Genomic DNA, 20,967 nt, shown 5'->3' on the forward strand with positions numbered 1-20,967 from the left:
TTGTTAATCCTGAAAGGTTGAGCTTTTTGAATGTCACATTTGCCTGAAACGACGCATGCGGTGGTTTGAATGGACACGGTGGCATGGAACAGTTGAATATCGTACAGATATTCCAGTTCCTCGTCCTGGCGCTGGAGAAGTGTCGATTGAGTTCGGTGCTGCGGGGAATTAATAACACCGACAATAAACACCCGGATGGGCTGGTACTCGAAACAGATCAAAGGGGGCACTAACTCGGGAGGATCTTCGGATTTTGCCAGTGTCGATAGTGAGGACGACCAGCTTCAACCTAATAATCAGGCAGGACCTGCGAACAGTTGGACCTGTCTTTTTTACGCTTGGGGAACACAATGCGAATGATCAGCGCACAACAGATTCAGTCAGTACTGGATTGGGAAGGCGTACTGCAGGCCCTGCACGAGGCCCACCTCGGTTCACGCCCTCTGGGAGACAGCTACTTCATAGGCGACGCCGACTACGGGTTGTTCAGCCGTGGTGTGATTCTGCCGGGGGTAGGCGCGGGTATAAAGCTCGCCTCGATTTTTCCCGCCAACGCCAAATGTGCACCTCCACTGCCCACCGAACATGCTGCGTTCGTGGTGATCGACCAAACCACCAAGGCCATCGCTGCCATACTCAATGGCCCGGCCATTACCAGCATTAAGACCGCCGCTGATTCGACTCTTGCCGCGTGCCGACTGAGCCGCGAGGACAGTGAGGTGCTGCTAGTGCTTGGTGCAGGGCCGGTCGCTCGGGCGCTCACAGACGCCTATCTGCACATTCGGCCTTCGATTCGCCAAGTGCTCCTGTGGAATCGTTCGCCGGAGAAACTGCAGGATGCCCGCATCGATTTACAGAACCGGGGATTTGCCGCGTTCATCGTGCAAGATCTGAACGAGGCGGTAGCCCGAGCCGATATCATTAGCTCGGCCACCAGTTCATCTACCCCTATAATTCTTGGGTGCCACGTGCGGCCGGGTACTCATGTTGACCTGGTCGGCAGCTTCCGTCCGGACATGCGAGAAGCGGATAGTGCGTTGTTGGGCAAGGGGCGGATCTTTGTCGATGACTCCCAGTCGGCGGCAGTGGCAGGAGATATTTTGATTCCTCTGAAAGAGGGAGCAATCAGCGACGCGCAGATCGAGGGGGATCTCTTCGATCTGTGCCAATTAACGGACTTTGAGCGGAGGACAAAGGAAATCACTGTGTACAAAAATGCGGGTGGTGGGCACTTGGACCTGATTGTCAGCTTGTTTGTGATGCGGCGTTTGAATGAACTTCAATTGGATTGATGGAGGCTGTCCTGGGTTATGTTCAAAGTCCGTGAAGCTCACTTGACTTCTGCAAGTGTCAGGGATCAGTGAACTTAGACCTCATCAAAGGTAGCTATCTACCTGTGGCCACGCCGCGACGTGGTGCCCGGTGGACATCAGAAAAGCGCCCAGTTTGACTCCGGAAGAGCGCGGCCAGTCGCAGCATTCGGTCTATCAGTATTTTCCATAAGTTGAAGCGATCGAAATCGTCCTGGGGCAGGGCGCCAAACCCAGTGGCGGCGGTATGTTGCTGGGGGGTGAAAGTCACCGAGCGTGTTGCCGCATGCTTGCCGGTGGTGTCGATCAGTGCATTGCCCCCGCCGTCACCCCGACCGGACCGGCCCGGACAACTTGGTGATCAAGATTGCCGAGATTCGCGAAATCACCGGATTGAAAAAGCCGATCTACATGAAATCGACGCCAGCCGGCCGTACTACCATGTCAAGTTGGCCGTGAAGGCTGGGACGGATGTGATTGTGCTCAATGGCATGCAAGGTGGGACGGCGGCGACGCAGGAAGCCTTTATCGAGCACGTGGGGATCCCTATCTTGTCGGCCATCCCGCAAGCGATACAGGCTTTGCAGGAAATGGGCATGCATCGCTAGGTTCAGTTGATCGTTTCCCAACGGATTCGCAATGGTGCCGACCTCGCCAAGGCGATGGCGCTGGGGGCGGATGCGGTGGGCCATCGGGACGGCGGCGCTGATTACCTTGGGGTGATACCATCCACGCCTGGGCGAGGAATTGAAGAAAATCGGCTCGGCCGATGGTTCTACGATGGCTGGCAGAACGGCGCGGCCCAGCTGGGAACACCACACAGGACCCGGAAATGTCCAAGCGACTGGATCCGGTGGGGGGCGCCGCTTGGCCAACACCTGCGCATCCTGGTGCTGGAAGTCCATACCATGACCTGAGCTTGCGGTAACTCGCACCTGCACAACCTAGATCCCGAGGATTTGGTCGCGCTGACGGTGGAGTCGGCGGCCATGGCGCGGGTGCCGCTGGCGGGGACCAGTTGGATTCCGGGCTCCGGTACCGGTTACTGACACAAACTGTGGGAGCGGGCTTGCTCGCGATAGAGGTGTATCATTCAGACCCTCAACTTCAATCTGCTGTGCGACTGGACTCCCCACCAAAAATGGTCAAGTTCCATAGAGTCGGATCGGGAAAAATCTCATCCAGAAATGAGACAAGGGCTTGGACTGTTGGATTGCCACGACGGTTTTCGGGCCATAGGGCCGTGATGTGATTCGGCTCCGCCCAACATTCAGGCATCACTGCCACGAGCTCTCCACGCTTGACATAAGCCGCCGCTAGGTAGCTTGGAGATACTCCAATGCCTGCGCCGCTTGCGATGATGGTCGCGACGGCTTCGTTATTGTTCGCAACGATTATTGAGCGTGGCTCAATGTGATATGGCTTCCCGTTACAGGTAAAAGGCCATCGCAGGTCTTGCCCTGAGCTTTTGAATCTGACGTTGATGCATTGATGGTGGAAAAGGTCGTCAGGGTGCTGGTGGGTTCCATAGCACTTCATATAGGAGGGCGAAGCAAAAGCGCAAACCCGATTGGCCGCTAACTTTCGGGCAATCAGCCGGGAGTCGGCTAACTGGCCTATGGGTACCGCGACATCGATGCCCTCTTCAACGAGATCTGTGAGCGTATCGCTCAGCCGAAAATCTATAGTGACTTCAGGAAAACGCTCTCGAAAACGCACAAGCTGAGGTGCAATTACGTAAGTGCCTAACGTGACAGCTGCTGTGACTTTCAGCACGCCAGACGGCCCAGATCTGGCCGCAAGAGCCCTCTGCTCGATTGCTTCAGCCTCAGCAAAAAAGCGACGAAGGGCATGTTGCTTCACACGTGACAGGGTTGAGATCACTGTCGCGCAGTTGAATCCCGGCTTGATCCAACCGCTGATCGTTGCTCAATCTCTAGCGCTCAACGCTGCCGCGAATGCCTCGGGCGTGGGGCTTTCCGGCCAGGTTGCGAGAGTGGCGGGCAAGCTCAGCCACGGCTGTTTGTGCTTGACCCAGATGTAGGATACGGCGCCGCAACGGCAACCACCGGCAAGTTTCATGAGTAAAGTCTCGTGTTAAGCGACTGAATGTTGATGCAACGCATCAATACGGGTAAAGCATGCACAAGATTCTGCCTGATTAAAATTGATCAAATCTTCCTGTCCGCTCACAGGAAATATATGAGCCGCCCGCAATTTCAATGGGAAACCCAACGGGTTTTCCTGGCTGTTCTTCGAACCGGAAGCCTGTCCGCTGCGGCACGAGCGCTGGGCATTGCCCAAGCCACCGCCAGACGACGTATTGACGCACTGGAGGCCAGCGTGGGAACGAGTTTGTTTGTGCGTTCGCCAGCGGGGTTGATGCCCACGGACACCGCCCGAGAGCTGATTGGCCATGCGCAATCGATGGCATTGGCCGCCGAAGCGTTCGCTCGTGCGGCGTCCGCGCAGGCCAATGTGCCTGGCGGCACGGTACGGGTCACCTGCAATCAGTTGCTGGGCGTGGAAGTGCTTCCTTCAATGCTGTACGAGATCCGCGCCGCCCAGCCCCAATTGGCGCTCGAACTGAGCGTGTCGAATCGCCTGGAAGACCTGGCATTGCAGGAGGCCGATGTGGCCGTACGCATTCGTCGTCCGGCCGAGGCCTCCGTCGTCACTCGGCATGTGGGCGATTTACGCGTGGGCCTGTATGCGACGGCGGGGTTGCTCGAACATCGAGGCTGGCCTCGATGCGCAAAGCACGCTTGACGATGTCGAGCATGTGCGTCACCGCATGCTCCTGGCCTTTGACCCGCTGGTGGACGAGCGCGTCCGCATGCCGGATACGCTGACGGTCGATCTTCAGCCACGGGTCCTCGGTGACACCGATCTTGTAGCGGCGCACCGCATCGGCAATCTGCTCCATGGCTACACCCTCGACCCGCGCCAGTTGCGCAATGGCGCTGAGATCGAGCAGCAGCAACCCCTCGGTGTTCTGAACGAAGACTTCCACAGCCTGATGCATGACCACCTCACTGGCGCCCTGGCTGCCACTGAGCCCTTTGAGCAACGCTGGTGCCAATGCACGGCGGGACAATTGATCGGGTTTGGACACGGGAATGTGGCGCAGGCGCGGGTTGTCGACCAGCAACCAGTCGGGCAAGTCGCCTTCTTTTTCCACCAGCCAGAGCAGGGTATTGAAGAAAGGTTTGCGCAGCTCCGTGGCCGGACGGCTGCGAGCCTGATGGGATTGCATCAGGGCTTGGGTGAAGAGTTGGTGTTCAGCCGCGCTGAGGGAGTCGTTGCGAACCACCAGGCGTGAGGCGAAATCGATGATCAGCGCGATAGGTTCGCCAGCACGCCCCACCAGCCGTGGCAGGGTGGCGCCCAGCAGATCGATACCTGCGGGTGCTGCGCCATTTATCGGAGTCAGGCCAAGTTCCTGAAGCAACGTCTGGCCGGCTTCAGGGGCGGAGCCGGGTTTGTCGACTGCCCGGAAACCCGACACGGGATCCCAGGCGATGACCTGGGTGTAGCCGGCATCGAGCAAGGCATTACAAAGAGTTTGGTTGAAGCTCTGCGCAGTCACCGTGCCGGGCGCCACTTCACTGGCCTGCAGGTCGCGGATGTTGCCGGACAGGACGAATTGGCTCTTCAGCGGCAAGAAGCGCAGAAGATCTCGTAGCCAACGTGGGCTTTCAAATATGGCAATCCCTGACATGTTTCAGCTCGTAACGTTGGGTCGGTACGGGCAGGGTATTGCTCAATGCGCCCATTTGCCAGTGTGCTGCTACGAAAAGTTGTGTTGAGAGAGCGCTTCTTGTTAGGTCAGAGCTAGGGTTATCCAAGATATGCTAGGATTGGATAGCGCAGATAACTGATGAGGAGATTTCCATGAGCGTTACAGAGCAGTCGGGCGTCTCCACCTTGGTCGGTACGCCTAAGGAAATTCGGGCGAGCTTAAGCCGCTCGCATGCGGACCGGGTGCTGGTCGTGTCTTTCGATCAGGTCAACCTCAGCGTATTTGAGGCATTGGCGGAAAACTTCGCCAATGTGGCTTCTTCGATGTACGAGGTGCTGCAGGAGCGTCAGGACCCGAAGTCGCTGGAGCGACTGGCCGAGGTGTTTGTGACGCGTAAGCCGCCTTCGCCTCGCCTGCTCAAGGAAGCGGCAATGCTGGTCCAAGCCCGCAAAGCGGTGTTGGAAAGCGGTGACTGGCTGACCGCCGCAGACATCGCCCAGGTGGCACAGTTGAGTACTAGAAACCCGAGTGCCCAGCCCAACAAATGGAAAAAGCAGGGGCAGATCTTTGCCATCAGCCACGGTGGGGTCGACTATTTCCCTGGCTACGGCTTGGACCCGGACGCGGGCTATCGGCCGTTCAAGGCACTGGCCAAAATCATTGAGGCTTTCGCTGGCCACAAGGACGGCTGGGGGATGGCTTACTGGTTTCGCTCCGATAACAGTTTTCTGGGCGGCAAAAGACCTCAGGACCTGTTGGCATCGGCGCCTGATCGGGTGATTGCTGCAGCACTGGATGAAATCCAAGGTATTGTCCATGGCTAAGCAGCGTACCGAGTCCAGTGAGGGTAGGGCGACGCCTCCCACGGATTTGGCAGCGTCCGTTACCCCAGTGCCTGCGGCTACGTTGCACGTCACGTTCACCGTGATCGCCAAAGGCGATGTGCTTCACCGTGTGCACCAGGATAAGTATCAGCCTGATCAATTCAATCCTGGTGTGCACGGCAACGCACGCTTCAGCCCGATCCAGAATGATCAGGGGCGGGCGATTCCCACCTTGTATGGCGGCACGACAGTCGATTGCGCCTTGATGGAGACCGTCTTCCACGACGTTCCCCATACGGCTGGGTTTAAGAGCTTCGACAAAGGCAAGCTGACTGGACAGGTGCATTCTGCCGTCCAGGTTAGCCAACCGCTGCACCTGGTTGATCTGTCCAGCGTGCCACTGCGGAAACTGGGCATCACGCGCAAACAACTGATCGACACCGAGAAAGATCAATATCCTGCGACACGCAAATGGGCCGAGGCAATCCACCGTCAGTGTCCAGATGCCCAAGGGCTGTCTTGGGTGTCGCGACAAGATGATTCGGCACGGGCGGTGGTGCTCTTTGGTGACCGGGTTCCTGACGGCGCACTCCATCCGCAGGGGGTGTCACGCAGCTTGACCGGCGACTCGACTGCGTTCGACACGGTGCTAGATCTGGCAGAGCGGATTGGGGTCGTTATCATCGCGGGAAAAAGCTGAGTCAAAATGACTGAACAGTGGCCCCTGGAATCCGCTCTCTGAGACTGAAATCGTCACTCACCAGTCATTAGATCTTGCTGAAGTCGGCGGGCTTTGATGGGGCATTGATAGGATTCCGTACAAATTTTATGTGGCGTTGACGGCCAGACACGTCTCGCGCACATCCCAAGGAATTGGTGGTGCTTGCCACAGAGCGCAGCAACAACGATGGCTGGTGCCGTGCTGGCCTAGAATGCGGAGCTCGTTATGAAGGTCAACCAGAGGTTAAGTGATGAACTGGTGAGCCGGTGGGAAGAGAAAATTCCAGCCATGGCGAAGGGCGCAATTCATGCGGCTTATATCAATATGCTGGCGGCCGGACTCAGTGTGATGGAAATCAGGAATGGCATGCTCGTTGAAACAATGGCCGATGGTCAGCACAAGGTTATTCGAGCGGCCAAGCCCAAGCATAAGGTAGCTTCGGACATGATTATCAAGGTGCGCCGCTTTTCATAACGAAAGGTTGAGGGCGCCCGCATCTTCACGCTGTCGCCGCGCAGCGCGCGGGAGTTCTGGCACTTCGGCGAGTCCAGCCTTTATGCTGTGCAGGATAACCGCCAAGCTCGCCATCGCATGGGCCGTTAAATCAGTGACCCTGGGTTCTCAGCTTAGCCAAGCCCTGCTTGATGTGTCCGGCATTTTCTCCGATGGTGTGAAGTGCACCTCGGACGTTGGCACCTATCTCCGCTGCACCTTGGTCTTCTACCTTCAAGGTCAGCTCCATCACCGCGGCCTCCAAGGCGAGCTGATTTTGGTACAGCCGCTCGAGAACATCAGAAAGTGAATATTCGGTGGGCATTGTTTCGACTCCAATCGAGGACTCAAGAGCGTAGCAGCGGAAGGGACGGAAACCAAAGGGAGGTAGGCCGAGAGAGTACTTGCTGAGACTCAGTGGCAGCAATCGGCCAATAGCGGGCGCTCGTGTATAGCCGCTCTGGAATGCAAACGACTGACCGCTTGCGCCCATACCGACGGTCGCGATACCTGATGTCTTCCCAGTCTATGGAGAACATGAGGCGCCACATTCTGCATCAAACCTGACCATCAGCTTCTGGTAGACGTCGCCAATTAACTCTGGGAGATCATTTTTAAAGTAAAAAACCATAAAGCCTCGCGCGATAGTATGAGATAAGCCGATTTTTTTCTGGGCCGGTGATAGGTTTGGGGTGCCAGGGCGATATTTAAATGGATCTAGGTCGCCACGCTCGTAATCTACCGCCTGGACCTCTTCCCGATTGTCCAATATATCCCAGCCAGTACTTACCTCCTCAAGTAGCGTTTTGCTATAGGCGATGAAGGCTAATATGTTCCTCGCAATGAATGGGTCACCCATACTGGTGAAGCTAATTGTCGATAGCTGCTCAAGATTTTTTTCAAACAATGACAGGCTTCTTCGTATATCTGCTGACTTCCAGCCATAATTCGACCAGTGGCTCTTTGAGCTTCCAAGTCTAGGTGGAAAAAGCATCGCCGTATCTTTTTTAGCAAGCCCACCTTCAGCATGATCACGAATATACACCAAGTAGGAGTAGGTTTCCTCAATCAAGCTTTTTAGATTGGCGAGGACGCGCACATGCTCTTCGGCCTGCCTAGCATGCTGAGCCTTGATATTCATTCTATGTGTGCCGATCGAAATAAGGGCGGCGGCAATTATAGCCTCAACACTTCCAACTGCTTGAATCCAAGCCGCCCAATCTTTTTTATCAGCACAAATAAAAATAGAAAATATCGGCACTACGAACGAGCATATGAGCAAAAAGTAAAGGACAAATCGATCAATTCTTGCTACTTCATCAGCATTATTTTTTTCAGCTACCAATTTTTTGTGACCTTTATGTGGCATTGTCTTCGAAATCCAATAAATATGGCCTGATTCTCCTAGGAATAGATCAGTCGGCTTCTGTAAAGCCGCTATTGCCATCGATATCTTAGTGCTCAGCGACGGGGACTTTATTTGAGAACGCAAGATATCATTTTGACACCCCCCAAGAAAGCTCTTGGGACGCCTGGTTTCAGACGCTCCTGACCTGTTGACGCCTTTTGGGAAGGGCAGATTGGGGCCGCTCTCTGCCGATCAATTCGGGTTGGCAATCGGCCAAGAGCTCACACTATTCAGACACAAGTTGTGCTCTGCCTAAATGACAGCGCAGTCCGAAGAGATAGGTGATCTCCTGCAGGGATCGTGGTGTCGTGATCTCTGGTTCGACTGCACGATGGCGTTATATTTCTCCATGGGCGACATGCGAGTATCGGTCGACAGTTCTCGTCGGCCATGGCTAAGATCGATGCCCAACTTTTCAAGGACGACCACCCGCGATGTACCGTACGATCAACGTTCATGTCGATGACTCCAGTTGGCCTGGTGTTGGCAAGATTCCAAGTTTCCCAGCTGCTTTCACTGCAGGTACCCACAGTTTCGACCTGAACATCAATTCGATGTTATTGATGATTGGCTACCTGACAACACCGATTTCTGTCACTGGCGTTTCGCTTGCAGAATTCTGGGCGTGGGTGAGGTATCTGGCAGCGATCACCCCCCGTGATGCGGACCTGCGTTTGACAAGAAGCTATGCAGATCTCGATGCACATCAGAAAACCATTCTGAGCGATGACTTCGGAATGGGAGTGCCGATGGTCTGGCTCATGAAGCATTTGCCATTGGTTGAAATTGTCGATGGTCGCTATTTTTTGCAGCGCTACGGCGCGAGTCATGGCGCACACCAACATCGCACCGCAAAGCGAGGGCCGAACAAGACACCTGATTTCGTGGCACGAGACCGCGATGGCAACTGGCACATTATGGAATGCAAGGGCACTCAATCTGGCGAGGCTTTCAGGAAGCGTCAAATCGATTCGGGCAGATCCCAGAAACTCTCAATCATGTTCCCGCCCGGGCACACAGGCCAGCGGTTGGTCTCAGGTCTCAGCATCGGCATTGAAGATGGCAATCCCAGTCACCTGAGGATCATTGATCCGGTACCCGACGAGCCTGTAACAATTGCCGAAAGTGAACTGGAGTTTGCCAAGGACGCCGCAATCCGTGGCGTAATGGCCAAACTGCTTCGGTCGACAGGCTTCGAAATTGCGGCAGAGGCGGTAGCTGCACCGTTTGGCAAACCACAAGCCATGCCCCCCTCGACAAGAAAAGCGGATAAGAAACGCGTCGAGTACTTGGCGGATCGAGACCGTCGCGCACGAGAGGAGCTGCTGGAAAGTACCTCAAGACGTCACCTTTTCGATGGTCGCTATCGTGGTCGAGAGGTTACTTTCCAGTTGCCGAGGTCAATCTATATTCATGGCGCTGCGATTTCAAAAGTTACCGTAAGACAAGGTATCAATCTAGATGCACTCGATCTGCTCCGAGAGCAACCTACCATCGAGACGCTGATCGACCCATCCCGTAACCATTGGATCGATATGATGGGAATAAACACTATTGACGATGACGAGAAAACCGCGACGTTGCAAATCGGAAACATTTTCCGGTCCGAGTTGATTCTTGAATGATGGCCTGATGGTTCGTTGCAACTCACTCCAGATGGTTCGGCTGGCCGTTATTGGCCGATTCCTGGCGTTCGTGACGGGCCGCAATCGGCCAGAAGCCGCCGTTCGCATTAGTCCATATGCCCTTGGTGGCTAGTCAATATCACTCAAGACGTGATATAGAGTCTGTTACAGCCATACTCAGGCACAGTTTTCCATCGAAAGTACAACGCTTATGCAATAGCCTATTAACCTTTAATAATATATTGCTTTTAAGCCTGAATAAATCTTGGAGTTAGGATTGCTAATGAGAGATACGGACATAATATTAACGAACAAAGAGCAGGAACTTTTTTCGTCGATAGAATTTAATTGGAAGAGCCACGATGAGCTCCGTCTTTCACTTGAGCCGATGAGATCGCTCGCCACAAGCCTTCTCGAAAGAGCTGCGATTCCCGACATTCGTATTGCCTACTTCACTGACCCAGACTTCAATCCTGGTGGACGGGGTAAATCGCGCAAAGATATTTTTGAGGGAAACGGAACTTCTGGCGATGATATCCTCTGCCACCCACACTTTCTGAAATACCTCGAATACTTTCTGTGCGGGCCTAAGCTCCCTCCAGTTGTAATCGAGACATTCAAGAGGGAGACTTCATGCTCGGGTTATCTGTCAGGGGGAGACATAAATGATCTGACACCCTTCGCGAGATCATGCGTACGATCAAACGGTTTAGATCCTCATGATGCTGCAGATGAGTTCTTCAAACTATCTATTGAATGCGGTGCCGCGCCTATCTATGCCGAAACAGTACGTAAATCTGTACGTGCCATCAAGCTACGATAACAGTTTACTGAGACGGATCGTTGCGGCAGGTTGATCTATATTCGCTGCCTAGTGTTAGCCACCTTTCGCAAGCCTCGACCGGCGGAAGTCGGTTTGGAGCGGATGGTAAGCCACTCGAGGCGAAGTGAGACACGGAGTTCATATAATGAGCGACTACTGTATCTATTTAGACGGCCCCAGTGCTGATTTGAGCAAAGAACACATCATCCCGATTTCGCTCGGTGGCCTCGACGGATTCTGCATTCAAGCGGATAGGCAGTTCAACAATACCGTGGGATCCAAAGTAGATGGAGCTGTTGCCAACGATTTTTTGATGCTTTTCAACCGCGATAAGGCGAACGCCAAAGGACACTCTGGGTCCCAACCTCAGCCAATAGCACGCCGTGCGACGCTAATTGATGGCTCCCCCGTACAAGTAACTTTTTCAAAAAATGGGCTACAGATTTATGACTTGAAGCAACGTAGATATTTGGAAAAGAAGGATCGCCGCGGAGGCGAGGTGAAAATCGATGGCCTGACGCTGGATCTAAACGCGGACATCAAATTTGTGGCAAAGGTTGCTCTAGCTGCGGGTTTCTATGCCTATGGGGATCTATTTCGAACAGGGGTTATGCATTCAGAGCCCCGAAAGATAATAAACGCTAATTCTCTGATGGATATTCGGCCAGACGTCCGACTTTATACCCGTTTCCAAAGCGAGCAAGAGCTACCTGATCCGGGTGATTTTCAGATGTTCAAAATGATAGTGCAGCTAAGCAGTTGCTCCTGCGTGCTCATTATTCCTGGCAAAGACTGCTTTGGAGTAGTTGTCGGCGTCCTTGGCGAGTTTATGGGAATGCTTAACATCCCGGCCGATACTGCCGGATTTCCAAATGAGGGCGACTATGACCTTGGGCACTGCATATTTCTGCAAAACGGAAAGGTGAAGCGCATGTCGTTTCGCCACGTTGCGACAAAGTTAGCGGATTACTTGGAAGCAAAAAAATGATTGCGTTATTATGGAGCTAGAGTCCTAGGCACCATAGAATAGTAAACCACTCCGAGTCTCGCAAACGCTGCTGGTAGTCCGCTTACAGCCGAAATCGATTGTCCACGAGCGGCATCTATCCGCCGAGGATGCCACAGGTAGATAACGGTAACGTTCAATAATACGACCCTAGCGAACCTCGGATTACTATTCGGATCCTGAACTTAACAATTGAGGGCGTAGGATCTCCCCCTCACACTTGGATCCTTAAAGCTGTTACTTTGGTTTGTATTTTTTTCTTACCTTAAGGGCTGGATCAATATCAATCGCAATAATTTCTACTGAGTAGTTCAATCCTCGAAGAACTTTTAGGGCATTTTTCAAAGTGACTTTTGAAAAAAAAGGCAATTCTAGAGGCAGTTTTTTTGTAGTCGCAATAGCGTAAACTATTTTATAGCTTGCGGGGTCTGGGCGCGGGATGGGGTCTGCCAACTGTACTGATTTTGGAAGTTTTGAGTTAAGTTTTTTTCTAAACTCAGCATCCCTAACGAATGCTTCGGCCGACACGCAACCCTGTGAGAATAAATGACTTAGCGTGCTTGAACTTCTATAGTATTTAACGTGAATTAAATCCTTTCCATCTCGAACTAAATCACAAAATTCTAGCTTGTCATATGCTCCCCCTATCTTAATATTTTTCTTGTCAAGCAACTCAAATGATGGATCACTGGTTAAAGCCCGATTGTAATCCTCCTCTCTATCTTCATTGTAAATTGGGAAGCAATGCTTATACGTCTCAATGTTTGACAAACTCGCATCGACAGTTGTTAGAAAATCACTATTAACTTTATACCAAGTCGAACTTCGCAGGATAAATTGATCAGCGCCATACTTTAGCTCAGCATATAGACACTTGTAAGCACTCCAGCTTTTTATAGCATGGTACTGTGAGTCATTCACGTGGATTGAGGTGTGCTTAAGACTTTCAACAGAAATCGGTAGCGATTTACTATTGAGGTACGATAGAAGTTGTGGCAGCTCAAGTACTGCGTGTCGTTCACTGCGCGCGTACAAATCAAACGAGTAGCCGATCTGTTCTTCCCAGTCTACAATTTCTGGTTCCCCAAGCCACAAGCAGGACAAGTCTGGACCGCAAAGTATTTTTTCTAATTCGAGATCGAGAATATTAATATCATCTTGATCTCTAACCTTATTTACATTGTCCACCCATTCAAAGCTATCTGGAAGTTTCTGCTTATACCTCTTGATCGCTTCCTCAAGAATTTTTTCTAGTTCATTTAGCTCTGTATTAGTGATTACTGTTAGCGCGTCTCTCCCAGTAACGTGAGATCCGAACAGCTCAACTGTTGAAATACCAGTGACGGCGTACAGCATTTCCAAGTCAGAATCTATATGCAGGTCGAATATATCAACTTCTTTGGTGCTCTGAGTTCGTGAGTTTAGAGGATTATGGTCGTAACTTGACTTATCTAAGCTTCTAAGCTTGTCTGGATCAACTGAGTTCAAGGTAACGCGCAATCCAAAGTCGCGTTCAATTGCCTCTTCTTGTAAAAGGTGAAAGCCTGTACCAAATGTTAGCAAAAATTTATTCTGATGCACTGTAATGCAAAGAACGGCTCCAACGCTACTGCTGTTTCCAAAGGCATCAAAAGGAACTTCAGGTCTAGATGTGAACAATTGGGTCCATGGTGGTGAGTGCTTTGGAGGTTCCTTTTTTATATATAATTTCGCTGCTTCTAATCCGGAAATATAAAGCTCAATTGGCGGATTGGTATTTTCTAGTTTCAATAGATCGAAGTCTGCAACTTTCGGATTTTTTGCTAGGTAAATGGATAGTTTTTCTTTTCGTTCATTTTTTATTTTTCGTGCGCTAGCAGCTGGATAACTAGACGCGGTTGCGACAATGCTTCCTATCAGCATAGCAACTTCTCCTAGCGTTAAATCTTCTACCTGTTTATTGTTCTAAATATAGTAAACATTCGGTTTGCAATTTAATTTCTGCTTTTTTAGCTGCTGGGCGCCCTGAAAGTCCTACCTCTGACCGCTCCTAAGGCAAGCATAGACCAGCACCTACGAATCATCGCCCTTTCTTTAAACCATCTGAAATGATTCGATAGAAAACTGACTGTTCAAAAACTTTCATCTTCGACCATATGGCTGCCTCACGAACGTCTGCTTATGGCCGATTCTGTTGAAAAAGTAGCTCCCCTTTCTGGCCTGCGGCAAAATCGCTGCATTGGCCAGCAGGGAAGCACGCAGCATGATGGGACAGTTATCGAGTGGGCAGGAGCGGCTGTTTTACTCGTTCAACCTTGAAGATCACATCCCCGCCAATCACCTTCTGCGCAGCATTGATCAATGTCTCGATCTGAGCGACCTGCGCCATTACCTCGCCGATTTCTACAGCCCGATTGGGCGTCCGTCGATTGATCCAGAACTGATGATTCGTATGCTGATCGTGGGCTATTGCTACGGCATTCGCTCAGAGCGCCGACTGTGCGAAGAGGCCCATTTGAACCTGGCGTATCGCTGGTTCTGCCGGTTAAGCCTTGAAGATGAAGTCCCCAATCACTCGACCTTTTCCAAAAATCGACACGGCCGTTTTCGGGACAGCGATCTCTTTCGCTGGCTGTTCAATGAAGTGCTGCGTCGTTGCATGGACGCAGGCTTGGTCAAAGGTGAAGGCTTTGCCGTAGACGCCAGCATCATCAAAGCGGATGCCAGCCGGCAGCGCGGTGTACCGGGTGATGAACAGGTCAACTGGAGCGATCTGGCCCTGAGCACCCGCGCCGTGCGTGAGTATCTCGAGGCACTCGATGAAGAGGCTCTGGCCGAAACGCTACCGAAGCGCCTATCGCTGACTGATCCTCAAGCCCGCTGGACCGCAGCTCCAGGTGGCCCAGCGTTCTACGCTTACGCCACGAATTATCTGATCGATACCGAGCACGGCGTGATCATGGATGTGGAACCCACACCGGCTCATCGAACCGCAGAAGTCGAGAGCACCAAGACGATGATCGATCGGGTCGAAGCGCAGTTCGACATCAAGCCGGAGCGCCTCATTGGCGATACCGCTTACGGTACCGCGCCGATGCTGGCCTGGATGGTGGAGGAAAAAGACATCGAGCCGCATGTGCCGGTGTGGGACAAAACCGAGCGCAAGAACGACAGTTTTTCGAGCAACGATTTCCACTGGAATGAAGAGGCTGAGGAATACCGCTGCCCGGCCGGCAACCCATTGCGCAGCGAATGGCGAGCCTTCAAGAATGAGCGTTCACACGTCACCAAAGCCAACACCATCATCTTCCGATCCCGGCAGACCGACTGCGCTACGTGTCCGATGAAAGCCAAGTGCTGCCCGAACACTTCGATTCGCAAGATCGCTCGCAGCGTCCATGAAGCCGCTCGCGATGTGGCTCGGCGCATTGCAGCAACGCCGGCATATCAGCGCTCTCGCCACGAACGTAAAAAGGTCGAAATGTTGTTTGCCCACCTCAAACGCATCCTGAAATTGGATCGCCTGCGGCTACGTGGCATGAGTGGCGCGACGGATGAGTTCACGCTGGCCGCAGCGGTGCAGAACCTGCGACGGCTGGCCAAATTTTCATCTCAAGGGCCACCAGTCACGGGATAGGTGCGCCTGCACCAAGCAAAAAACCTCAAATTAACCCAATAGCAGAGCAGCAAAGGTCACCGAAGGGCCGAAAAACCACTCAATGTGGTGAGTAGGTTCTCCGGTGGTGGTCGTGCCTGAGTTTGGGCCAGCTGAAAATCCGACTTTTTCAACAGAATCGGCCGTTTTCTGCCTGTCGTGACGGGGCGCGAACGATCCAGAGTAGTGTAAGAACGGACGTTGAGCCGCTTCACATCTAGAAGATGCTCGCCAGCAAGCCAAGGTGCACAGCAATGTGAAGGACAAGCGGATCACACAGGTACGGTCGTGCTGCTGGGGGACGTTGTCTTCCATGATTGAATACGAGGTTATCGATGCCGAGCACCAGCTCCAGCACCATCAAGGTCATCAGGCCCAGCCAGGCCATGGGGGCACGATTCAGTTTGCGTTCCTGTTGAGGATGCCAAGCCGTTGAACCGGATGATAGAGCCTGGTGCTCAGATAGAAATGTAAGAGGCTAATATGCTGGTGAATGCGAATCAACAATTTAAGCCCGGCGGGTATGAACGGAATGCTCCTTTCAGCGCTTACTCTGACCACCAACCTTTTTCCACTTGGCCGTACTGTAAACCACTGAACCAGCTTTCCAGCTGCACGTCCAAATTGGTGATCTGCGCGAGATTCTCCTGAAGTGGATCTAAGAGGTCAGCCTGCTTGTGCGCCCAATCAATCCATCTCTTGGCCATTGCCGGATCCGCCAGAGAAGCAGATTTAAGGCGACCTTCAACGCCGTTTATGAAGGCCCGTAAGCGCTCGGCGCGTTCCCAGCACTCGGTATGTTTAACGAGTGACCGCCTGAGACGACGTTGTGTTTCCGCTTCTCGGGCGCGTTCAAGGCGACGTTTTTCATCCTCATCCCATTGACGTTTTCTCGCCTCCTCCTTGTCCCGAAGGGCTTTTATTGAAACCGAGGCCGACGTGAGGCCGGACAGAATGCTAGGTAGTTTTTTCTCGAGCGGTGCGGTCTTGGTGTCCTTCCAATTTTTCCGTTCCCCATAATCCATCCGCGCTTCAATCTGAAACGTCAGCTCACCCGTTGAGGACCATTCAACCTGTGGCCTTCGCAGCGACATAAAATCAGGTTCCCATGGGGAACCGGGCCGGCGCTTGGGCGAAGGCGGGGGCAGTATCGGATGTTTGTCTAACCGTTCCACGAGTCGCACGGCTATGGGCTCGTTGTCGACGGTGACGATGGTTTTTCCTTCAGCGTTGACCTTCCATGAATAGCCCTCAGCTTCACTCTCTTTGATCAGCGCATCAAACAGGATTGCGCTGCGTTCGATCAATGACGAGGAGATCATTGCATTCAGGACACGCTTGCCTGCGTAATCGAGGTAGCCCTCTTTGAGCTTTACTGCCTTTGCGCTTTTTAACCACTGACTCACCAGAGTGTGGGGCTCGGTCAATTGAGACGGGACTTCAATCATCCGCCGGACTGTAGGTGAGTTCGTCTCTGCGTTATTCGCAGCGGGTAGGGGGGCACGGTCGAAAACTTGGAATTGGATCTCGCCCTCGATTGCAGGAAGCTTGGGTTTGCGTGGTCGCTGCTTTTCCTGCTTCGCCCAGTAGCCACGGCCAGGGAGAGGGATGCCTGCTTTGCGGCAAGCCTTGGCGACGGCAACGTCAGACACACCGATGTCCTGAGCCAATTTGACCATCGGCGTTTCCCATACCTTTTCGAAAAGTTCCGCAATGGTGAAGCTCACTAATGTGTACATACAGTCCGCCACTCTCCATCTATCGCGAGTTTAGGCCAACCTGTTCGGAGCGGATGTTAAATTTCGGAGAACCCGGGGATAAGCGTTTGGGTCAGGTCGGTGATCAATCATTGGGCAAGTGCAGCTGCACTTCCATGGTGTCGGGAAGGAGTCGGACGACCTCGATCACGTCGTCGTTTGCCACGCGATAGAACACGACATGGCGCGGGCTTTTGACCGTTCCATGGGGGTGTTTAGCCTGCTAGCGTGAGTAGATGAGGTAATAGCTGCAAAGGTCCGGTGCAAGCTCATCGCGGTCGTGGCTGCCAATGCGATAGGGCGTGTCGGCGATAGCTTGTAATGCGGAGAGGATCAGCGCCTGGTAGCGCTGGCGTGCTTGATCGCCGAACTGCGTCTGGGAGAGTGTGAGGATGCCGACAATGTCGACGCGCGCCGCGTTGGAAATCCGATATTGCGGCGTGCTCAGTGTTTCTCGCGCGCGAGGGGGTGGCCTCCAGGCTCAAGCCCTCGAGGTAGTGCTCCAGATCCTCCTTTGCTGCAGCCTTCTCGCGCTTCCTGCGCTGCTTCTTGGCTTCCTCCGTCAGTTCCTTTTCCTCGGCCATGGCCTACCTCTTCAATTCCGCTGGCCGGCAAGTGCGGCCAAGAATTTTTGCGTTTTGGGAGCCGGATGGGATTGAACCTTCTCTTGTATGACTTAGGCCAAGCGTCCACGCCACCCATGGCGGCAATTTGCTTCTGGTTAGTGTTTGATATGCCAAATCTTTAACAAGGATGTCCAGATGAAAAAAATTGCGTTAATAGCTGTAAATATTAAAGAAGTTCCTAGCGGCTGGACCTCGGTTGATTATGTGGATAAAAGCACAGGAAAGTTTCATCGGATTTATAAGTACAAGAATAAGCCATGTAAAAGCGTTTATCTGAAGTCACGCTTAAGTGAGCATATGGCGGGGTATGCGTTGATTGAAAAAGATATTCGAAGCTCGTTGGTGTGGCTCCGCAAGATCAAGGATCTCGTCGGTGACTATGATGGCAAAAAAGACAGCTCATTTAGTATTAACAGGGACCGAGAAAAATTTAACCTTGTGAAAGGCTTGTTCGTAGCGTCCTTAACTTTTTACGGGAAATGTTTTTCCAAGTGCGACGGGCGACCAGTGAAGCTAGAGCGTAATCAACTGGAAGAGAAATATAGAGATATTCATGATGTGGCGATTTCTTATCGACATAACTTTGCGGCGCATAGCGGTGCGAAGCGCTTGGAGTATGCAAAAATTGCGTTGGTCGCTCCGTTGAAGGTCAAGCCTGGAAGGAAGATATCTATAAATCTTTACACCGAAATTAATCAGCCAGATTTGGCGTGGCACAGCAAAGATGAAGAGCTGTGGTTTATAGAGCTTCTTGAGCACGTTCAGTTAATGGTCAAAGAAAAAATTAAGAAGCTTAGTGATAAAATTCTCAACGAAGAGGTGCTACCGAAAGGCCCCGATCATTTCTTTAGATGAGTTGTGGTTGTCTGCTGAGGCCGTCTCACACAATCTTAAGTTGGGTCTGTCGTCTGCGCCTGGTTCCAAAGCAAGCAACATGCATCGGAACCAGTCGCGCACGAAAAATTATTTAAGATATTCCATGCGTTGTTTGGCCCTGTAACAGTCATTGGTGTCAATGGCCTTCTGGTAGTACTCCAAACGCCGCGCACGATTGCTATCACCTTGTAGCCGGTAGATTTCCGCTTGATAGTCCCGGCCGTCGCCCCACTGCATAGCGAAGCCCACAGGTTCTTCACGCTTGCACTCAAGCCTGACAACAGGCTGTGGGAAATATTTTTCGTAGAGTGGCATGCCGCTTTCTGTGGCCAGCAGGGCTTTTTGGTACTCGGGTGTATCGGTGAACGCCAAACACCAGTAGGCAATTTCAAGTGCCGGTGGAGCGAAGCCTTGGGAGAGGCTTCGTTCGAACAAGGGGCAAGCTTTCTCTTTGATCACTTCGCTCGGAGACAGCATCGCGTAAATCAATCCGAGACGATATTGGGCTACGGGATGATCGAGGGCCGCTGCTTGTTCAAGCAGAGTAAAGGCTGGTTTGAGTAGCGCGCCCCCTTCTTCAGCTAGGGTTAGGGAGCGCTGCCTTTCCTCTTCGCTTGTAGTTGGGGTATCAGCGGTCACTGCTTCGAGCTTTTCATTCGCCTGTAGTAGGTATGGGAGAGCTTCCTGGTAAAGGCTCTCAGCCCCAGGGTCTATATGCAGTGTGCTGGCCAGGCTCAACTGTGGCAGCAGACAGGTTAGTAGAATATAGCCCCAACGTTTTAGATACACCGATTGTAAGAGACCGGCGAACACACCTTCCGAGCCTGACCGTTGAGAGTATTTGTCTCCATGTAGGAGGACAATGTCCCCACAAGCGACGGTTTCTGGATTGTATGCTGCGCGGATGGCCGTTACGTTATTCATAGATCTTGCCGCAGTACAGAAAGACCGCAAACTGTTGCCAGGGATTAGACTGCTCAAGCCCTTGTCTGATACCAAAGTCAGTGTCTTCCGCCCAAGCAATGGCGTTTTCCAAGAATCCCTCTATCGTGTTGTTCTCCCAATCCATGCTGTCGGAAGAGGCTCCAGCCCTATCTGCCGTCAGTGCACGGGCAAAACGTAAGAAGGTTTGATCGTCATTGACCTGATCTAGAATATCGTGAAGTTCCACTGTCATTTATCCTTTAAATCTGACCCAGAGCACGAAAGGTTGACCATCTACTGCGACGGTTGATACTCCTCGTGTTTCAACGCGCCCATTCCAGCGAGATTTTCGCCTGCTCAGAGAGCTGTGCTGGAAAGGCGCAAATAGCCAAGAGCGAACGTGCAATTGGGTGTCTTTAGTGAGACGGAGTGGCTATTTTTTTGATGGCGTTAAGCTATCAAGATTTTTTGTTCCGCGCTAGATTGGCGTCATTGCATGCATGCTCATTCTGTCGACCACTGGAGTTTTTTTTGAAATTTATATGGGCTATTGGCTTTGGAGTATTGCTGGCGGGATGCACAAATACACCCGCAAACCTCATGTCTGACCCAAACAGTTACGATGGCACGATACAGGCGAACGTTACTGCTCAAATCGCTTATCGCAGCATTCGTCAGGCAAGCAAACTTTGTTTGGAGCACTCGCCGCTGGAGACTCCGGTCACAACAGAAAGCGAGTTCGATTCGGAATTCGGTAGCGGGCAGATCACTCAGCGTATGGTGGCTCAAGGCGTGAGACTCAGTTTGGCAATCATCACCATTGAACCCAAACCTGAGGGGCTCGCTGAGATAAAGCTTTACACCCTCAAGGGTTGGAGCACGATTGGGGTAAAGGCGCCTACGTTGGATAGGCTTCGTTCGTGGATCAAAGGAGATCAATCCTGCTAAACGTCGATTGCGCTCCAAGGGACCGTTCGGGATCGTGGGCAAGATGACCGGGGTCTGTACCGTCGTTTTCTTCGGTTGACGTTGCTCTGGATGGGGGCGCTCATTCATGGAGAGCGTCATTCTCGCCCGATAGGCCAAACCTCTTGTCGCCCGATGACCTTGATAACAATCCCGTTCTGACAGAGACAACGTGCTGTATGCGATACTGGCTCTGTAGTGGCACTGGTTCGTGCCTAGATTAGGATTGGGAC

19 protein-coding genes and 4 pseudogenes are annotated in these 20,967 nt (G+C 52.4%); 13 read left to right on the forward strand and 10 right to left on the reverse strand.

Going from position 1 to position 20,967, the window contains the following annotated elements; genetic code table 11:
* Nucleotides 1–83 precede the first annotated feature (83 nt).
* The 3 genes and pseudogenes from ACMTA2_RS12880 to ACMTA2_RS12890 form a co-directional block, all read left to right on the forward strand.
* Nucleotides 84–233 (forward strand): hypothetical protein, encoded by a 150-nt coding sequence (locus tag ACMTA2_RS12880; protein ID WP_413795143.1) that lies wholly within the window; start codon nt 84–86, stop codon nt 231–233.
* Nucleotides 234–356: 123 nt separating this feature from the next.
* Nucleotides 357–1,292: an ornithine cyclodeaminase family protein gene (locus tag ACMTA2_RS12885; protein WP_413795144.1), complete on the forward strand. Its 936-nt coding sequence runs from the start codon at nt 357–359 to the stop codon at nt 1,290–1,292.
* Between the two features lie 154 nt (nt 1,293–1,446).
* Nucleotides 1,447–2,359, forward strand: a pseudogene (locus ACMTA2_RS12890) (glutamate synthase-related protein); the annotation flags it as partial.
* 58 nt (nt 2,360–2,417) lie between these two features.
* Here ACMTA2_RS12890 and ACMTA2_RS12895 read toward each other — a convergent pair.
* Nucleotides 2,418–3,194 (reverse strand): substrate binding domain-containing protein, encoded by a 777-nt coding sequence (locus ACMTA2_RS12895; protein ID WP_413795145.1) that lies wholly within the window; start codon nt 3,192–3,194, stop codon nt 2,418–2,420.
* A gap of 318 nt (nt 3,195–3,512) precedes the next feature.
* Between ACMTA2_RS12895 and ACMTA2_RS12900 the strand changes: the two genes are divergently transcribed.
* A complete protein-coding gene (locus ACMTA2_RS12900) occupies nt 3,513–4,079 on the forward strand; it encodes a LysR family transcriptional regulator (RefSeq protein ID WP_413795146.1) in 567 nt (188 codons plus the stop codon).
* Here ACMTA2_RS12900 and ACMTA2_RS12905 read toward each other — a convergent pair.
* A pseudogene (locus ACMTA2_RS12905) lies at nt 4,066–5,031 on the reverse strand (AAA family ATPase); the annotation flags it as partial. The gene ACMTA2_RS12900 and the pseudogene ACMTA2_RS12905 overlap by 14 nt on opposite strands.
* A gap of 173 nt (nt 5,032–5,204) precedes the next feature.
* Between ACMTA2_RS12905 and ACMTA2_RS12910 the strand changes: the two are divergent.
* From ACMTA2_RS12910 to ACMTA2_RS12920, 3 genes are all read left to right on the forward strand, one after another.
* The gene (locus ACMTA2_RS12910) at nt 5,205–5,876 is read left to right on the forward strand and encodes a hypothetical protein (protein ID WP_047882825.1); all 672 of its coding nucleotides are present in this window, start codon (nt 5,205–5,207) and stop codon (nt 5,874–5,876) included.
* A complete protein-coding gene (locus ACMTA2_RS12915; protein ID WP_413795147.1) occupies nt 5,869–6,576 on the forward strand; it encodes an RES family NAD+ phosphorylase in 708 nt (235 codons plus the stop codon). The genes ACMTA2_RS12910 and ACMTA2_RS12915 overlap by 8 nt, the downstream gene beginning before the upstream one ends.
* A 246-nt stretch (nt 6,577–6,822) precedes the next feature.
* The gene (locus ACMTA2_RS12920) at nt 6,823–7,071 is read left to right on the forward strand and encodes a hypothetical protein (protein ID WP_413795148.1); all 249 of its coding nucleotides are present in this window, start codon (nt 6,823–6,825) and stop codon (nt 7,069–7,071) included.
* A gap of 130 nt (nt 7,072–7,201) precedes the next feature.
* Here ACMTA2_RS12920 and ACMTA2_RS12925 read toward each other — a convergent pair whose 3' ends face one another.
* Both ACMTA2_RS12925 and ACMTA2_RS12930 read right to left on the reverse strand, forming a co-directional pair.
* Complete coding sequence (locus ACMTA2_RS12925; RefSeq protein ID WP_039011490.1) at nt 7,202–7,414, reverse strand: hypothetical protein; 213 nt, start codon at nt 7,412–7,414, stop codon at nt 7,202–7,204.
* A 201-nt stretch (nt 7,415–7,615) separates the two neighbouring features.
* Nucleotides 7,616–8,458, reverse strand: a complete 843-nt coding sequence (locus ACMTA2_RS12930) for a hypothetical protein (RefSeq protein WP_413795149.1) — start codon at nt 8,456–8,458, stop codon at nt 7,616–7,618.
* A gap of 593 nt (nt 8,459–9,051) precedes the next feature.
* Between ACMTA2_RS12930 and ACMTA2_RS12935 the strand changes: the two genes are divergently transcribed.
* The 3 genes from ACMTA2_RS12935 to ACMTA2_RS12945 all read left to right on the forward strand — a co-directional run bounded on the left by ACMTA2_RS12935 (nt 9,052) and on the right by ACMTA2_RS12945 (nt 11,933).
* Nucleotides 9,052–10,122: a hypothetical protein gene (locus tag ACMTA2_RS12935; RefSeq protein ID WP_413795642.1), complete on the forward strand. Its 1,071-nt coding sequence runs from the start codon at nt 9,052–9,054 to the stop codon at nt 10,120–10,122.
* 283 nt (nt 10,123–10,405) lie between these two features.
* Nucleotides 10,406–10,945 carry a hypothetical protein gene (locus tag ACMTA2_RS12940; protein WP_413795150.1) on the forward strand — a complete coding sequence of 180 codons (540 nt, stop codon included), beginning with the start codon at nt 10,406–10,408 and terminating at the stop codon, nt 10,943–10,945.
* A 145-nt stretch (nt 10,946–11,090) separates the two neighbouring features.
* Nucleotides 11,091–11,933, forward strand: a complete 843-nt coding sequence (locus ACMTA2_RS12945; protein WP_165887832.1) for an HNH endonuclease — start codon at nt 11,091–11,093, stop codon at nt 11,931–11,933.
* A gap of 255 nt (nt 11,934–12,188) precedes the next feature.
* On the opposite strand, the gene ACMTA2_RS12950 is transcribed toward ACMTA2_RS12945, so the two are convergent.
* Nucleotides 12,189–13,853, reverse strand: a complete 1,665-nt coding sequence (locus ACMTA2_RS12950) for a TIGR04141 family sporadically distributed protein (protein WP_413795151.1) — start codon at nt 13,851–13,853, stop codon at nt 12,189–12,191.
* A gap of 340 nt (nt 13,854–14,193) precedes the next feature.
* Between ACMTA2_RS12950 and ACMTA2_RS12955 the strand changes: the two genes are divergently transcribed.
* The gene (locus tag ACMTA2_RS12955) at nt 14,194–15,567 is read left to right on the forward strand and encodes a transposase (RefSeq protein ID WP_413794108.1); all 1,374 of its coding nucleotides are present in this window, start codon (nt 14,194–14,196) and stop codon (nt 15,565–15,567) included.
* Between the two features lie 333 nt (nt 15,568–15,900).
* Here the strand turns inward: ACMTA2_RS12955 and ACMTA2_RS12960 are convergent.
* The 3 genes and pseudogenes from ACMTA2_RS12960 to ACMTA2_RS12970 form a co-directional block, all read right to left on the reverse strand.
* Nucleotides 15,901–15,973: pseudogene (locus ACMTA2_RS12960) on the reverse strand (hypothetical protein); the annotation flags it as partial.
* A gap of 160 nt (nt 15,974–16,133) precedes the next feature.
* Nucleotides 16,134–17,324 carry a hypothetical protein gene (locus ACMTA2_RS12965; protein WP_413795152.1) on the reverse strand — a complete coding sequence of 397 codons (1,191 nt, stop codon included), beginning with the start codon at nt 17,322–17,324 and terminating at the stop codon, nt 16,134–16,136.
* A gap of 103 nt (nt 17,325–17,427) precedes the next feature.
* Nucleotides 17,428–17,790: pseudogene (locus ACMTA2_RS12970) on the reverse strand (type II toxin-antitoxin system RelE/ParE family toxin).
* 313 nt (nt 17,791–18,103) lie between these two features.
* Between ACMTA2_RS12970 and ACMTA2_RS12975 the strand changes: the two are divergent.
* Nucleotides 18,104–18,823, forward strand: coding sequence for a hypothetical protein (locus ACMTA2_RS12975; RefSeq protein WP_413795153.1), 720 nt, complete (start codon nt 18,104–18,106; stop codon nt 18,821–18,823).
* A 108-nt stretch (nt 18,824–18,931) separates the two neighbouring features.
* Here ACMTA2_RS12975 and ACMTA2_RS12980 read toward each other — a convergent pair whose 3' ends face one another.
* On the reverse strand, nt 18,932–19,768 hold the full coding sequence (locus ACMTA2_RS12980) for an SEL1-like repeat protein (RefSeq protein ID WP_413795154.1): 837 nt from the start codon (nt 19,766–19,768) through the stop codon (nt 18,932–18,934).
* The gene (locus ACMTA2_RS12985; protein ID WP_413795155.1) at nt 19,761–20,015 is read right to left on the reverse strand and encodes a DUF7660 family protein; all 255 of its coding nucleotides are present in this window, start codon (nt 20,013–20,015) and stop codon (nt 19,761–19,763) included. The genes ACMTA2_RS12980 and ACMTA2_RS12985 overlap by 8 nt, the downstream gene beginning before the upstream one ends.
* Before the next feature lie 284 nt (nt 20,016–20,299).
* On the opposite strand from ACMTA2_RS12985, the gene ACMTA2_RS12990 reads away from it, so the two are divergent.
* A complete protein-coding gene (locus ACMTA2_RS12990; protein ID WP_413795156.1) occupies nt 20,300–20,716 on the forward strand; it encodes a hypothetical protein in 417 nt (138 codons plus the stop codon).
* Nucleotides 20,717–20,967 lie beyond the last annotated feature (251 nt).

Source organism: Pseudomonas medicaginis, from assembly GCF_965119365.1.
Taxonomy (GTDB): domain Bacteria; phylum Pseudomonadota; class Gammaproteobacteria; order Pseudomonadales; family Pseudomonadaceae; genus Aquipseudomonas.

Coding starts and splice junctions, on each gene's coding strand:
- ACMTA2_RS12965 (WP_413795152.1), bottom strand. CDS start 17,324: ATGTACACATTAGTGAGCTTCACCATTGCGGAACTTTTCGAAAAGGTA.
- ACMTA2_RS12975 (WP_413795153.1), top strand. CDS start 18,104: ATGAAAAAAATTGCGTTAATAGCTGTAAATATTAAAGAAGTTCCTAGC.
- ACMTA2_RS12955 (WP_413794108.1), top strand. CDS start 14,194: ATGATGGGACAGTTATCGAGTGGGCAGGAGCGGCTGTTTTACTCGTTC.
- ACMTA2_RS12950 (WP_413795151.1), bottom strand. CDS start 13,853: ATGCTGATAGGAAGCATTGTCGCAACCGCGTCTAGTTATCCAGCTGCT.
- ACMTA2_RS12920 (WP_413795148.1), top strand. CDS start 6,823: ATGAAGGTCAACCAGAGGTTAAGTGATGAACTGGTGAGCCGGTGGGAA.
- ACMTA2_RS12980 (WP_413795154.1), bottom strand. CDS start 19,768: ATGAATAACGTAACGGCCATCCGCGCAGCATACAATCCAGAAACCGTC.
- ACMTA2_RS12885 (WP_413795144.1), top strand. CDS start 357: ATGATCAGCGCACAACAGATTCAGTCAGTACTGGATTGGGAAGGCGTA.
- ACMTA2_RS12915 (WP_413795147.1), top strand. CDS start 5,869: ATGGCTAAGCAGCGTACCGAGTCCAGTGAGGGTAGGGCGACGCCTCCC.
- ACMTA2_RS12940 (WP_413795150.1), top strand. CDS start 10,406: ATGAGAGATACGGACATAATATTAACGAACAAAGAGCAGGAACTTTTT.
- ACMTA2_RS12900 (WP_413795146.1), top strand. CDS start 3,513: ATGAGCCGCCCGCAATTTCAATGGGAAACCCAACGGGTTTTCCTGGCT.
- ACMTA2_RS12925 (WP_039011490.1), bottom strand. CDS start 7,414: ATGCCCACCGAATATTCACTTTCTGATGTTCTCGAGCGGCTGTACCAA.
- ACMTA2_RS12910 (WP_047882825.1), top strand. CDS start 5,205: ATGAGCGTTACAGAGCAGTCGGGCGTCTCCACCTTGGTCGGTACGCCT.
- ACMTA2_RS12935 (WP_413795642.1), top strand. CDS start 9,052: ATGTTATTGATGATTGGCTACCTGACAACACCGATTTCTGTCACTGGC.
- ACMTA2_RS12880 (WP_413795143.1), top strand. CDS start 84: ATGGAACAGTTGAATATCGTACAGATATTCCAGTTCCTCGTCCTGGCG.
- ACMTA2_RS12945 (WP_165887832.1), top strand. CDS start 11,091: ATGAGCGACTACTGTATCTATTTAGACGGCCCCAGTGCTGATTTGAGC.
- ACMTA2_RS12930 (WP_413795149.1), bottom strand. CDS start 8,458: ATGCCACATAAAGGTCACAAAAAATTGGTAGCTGAAAAAAATAATGCT.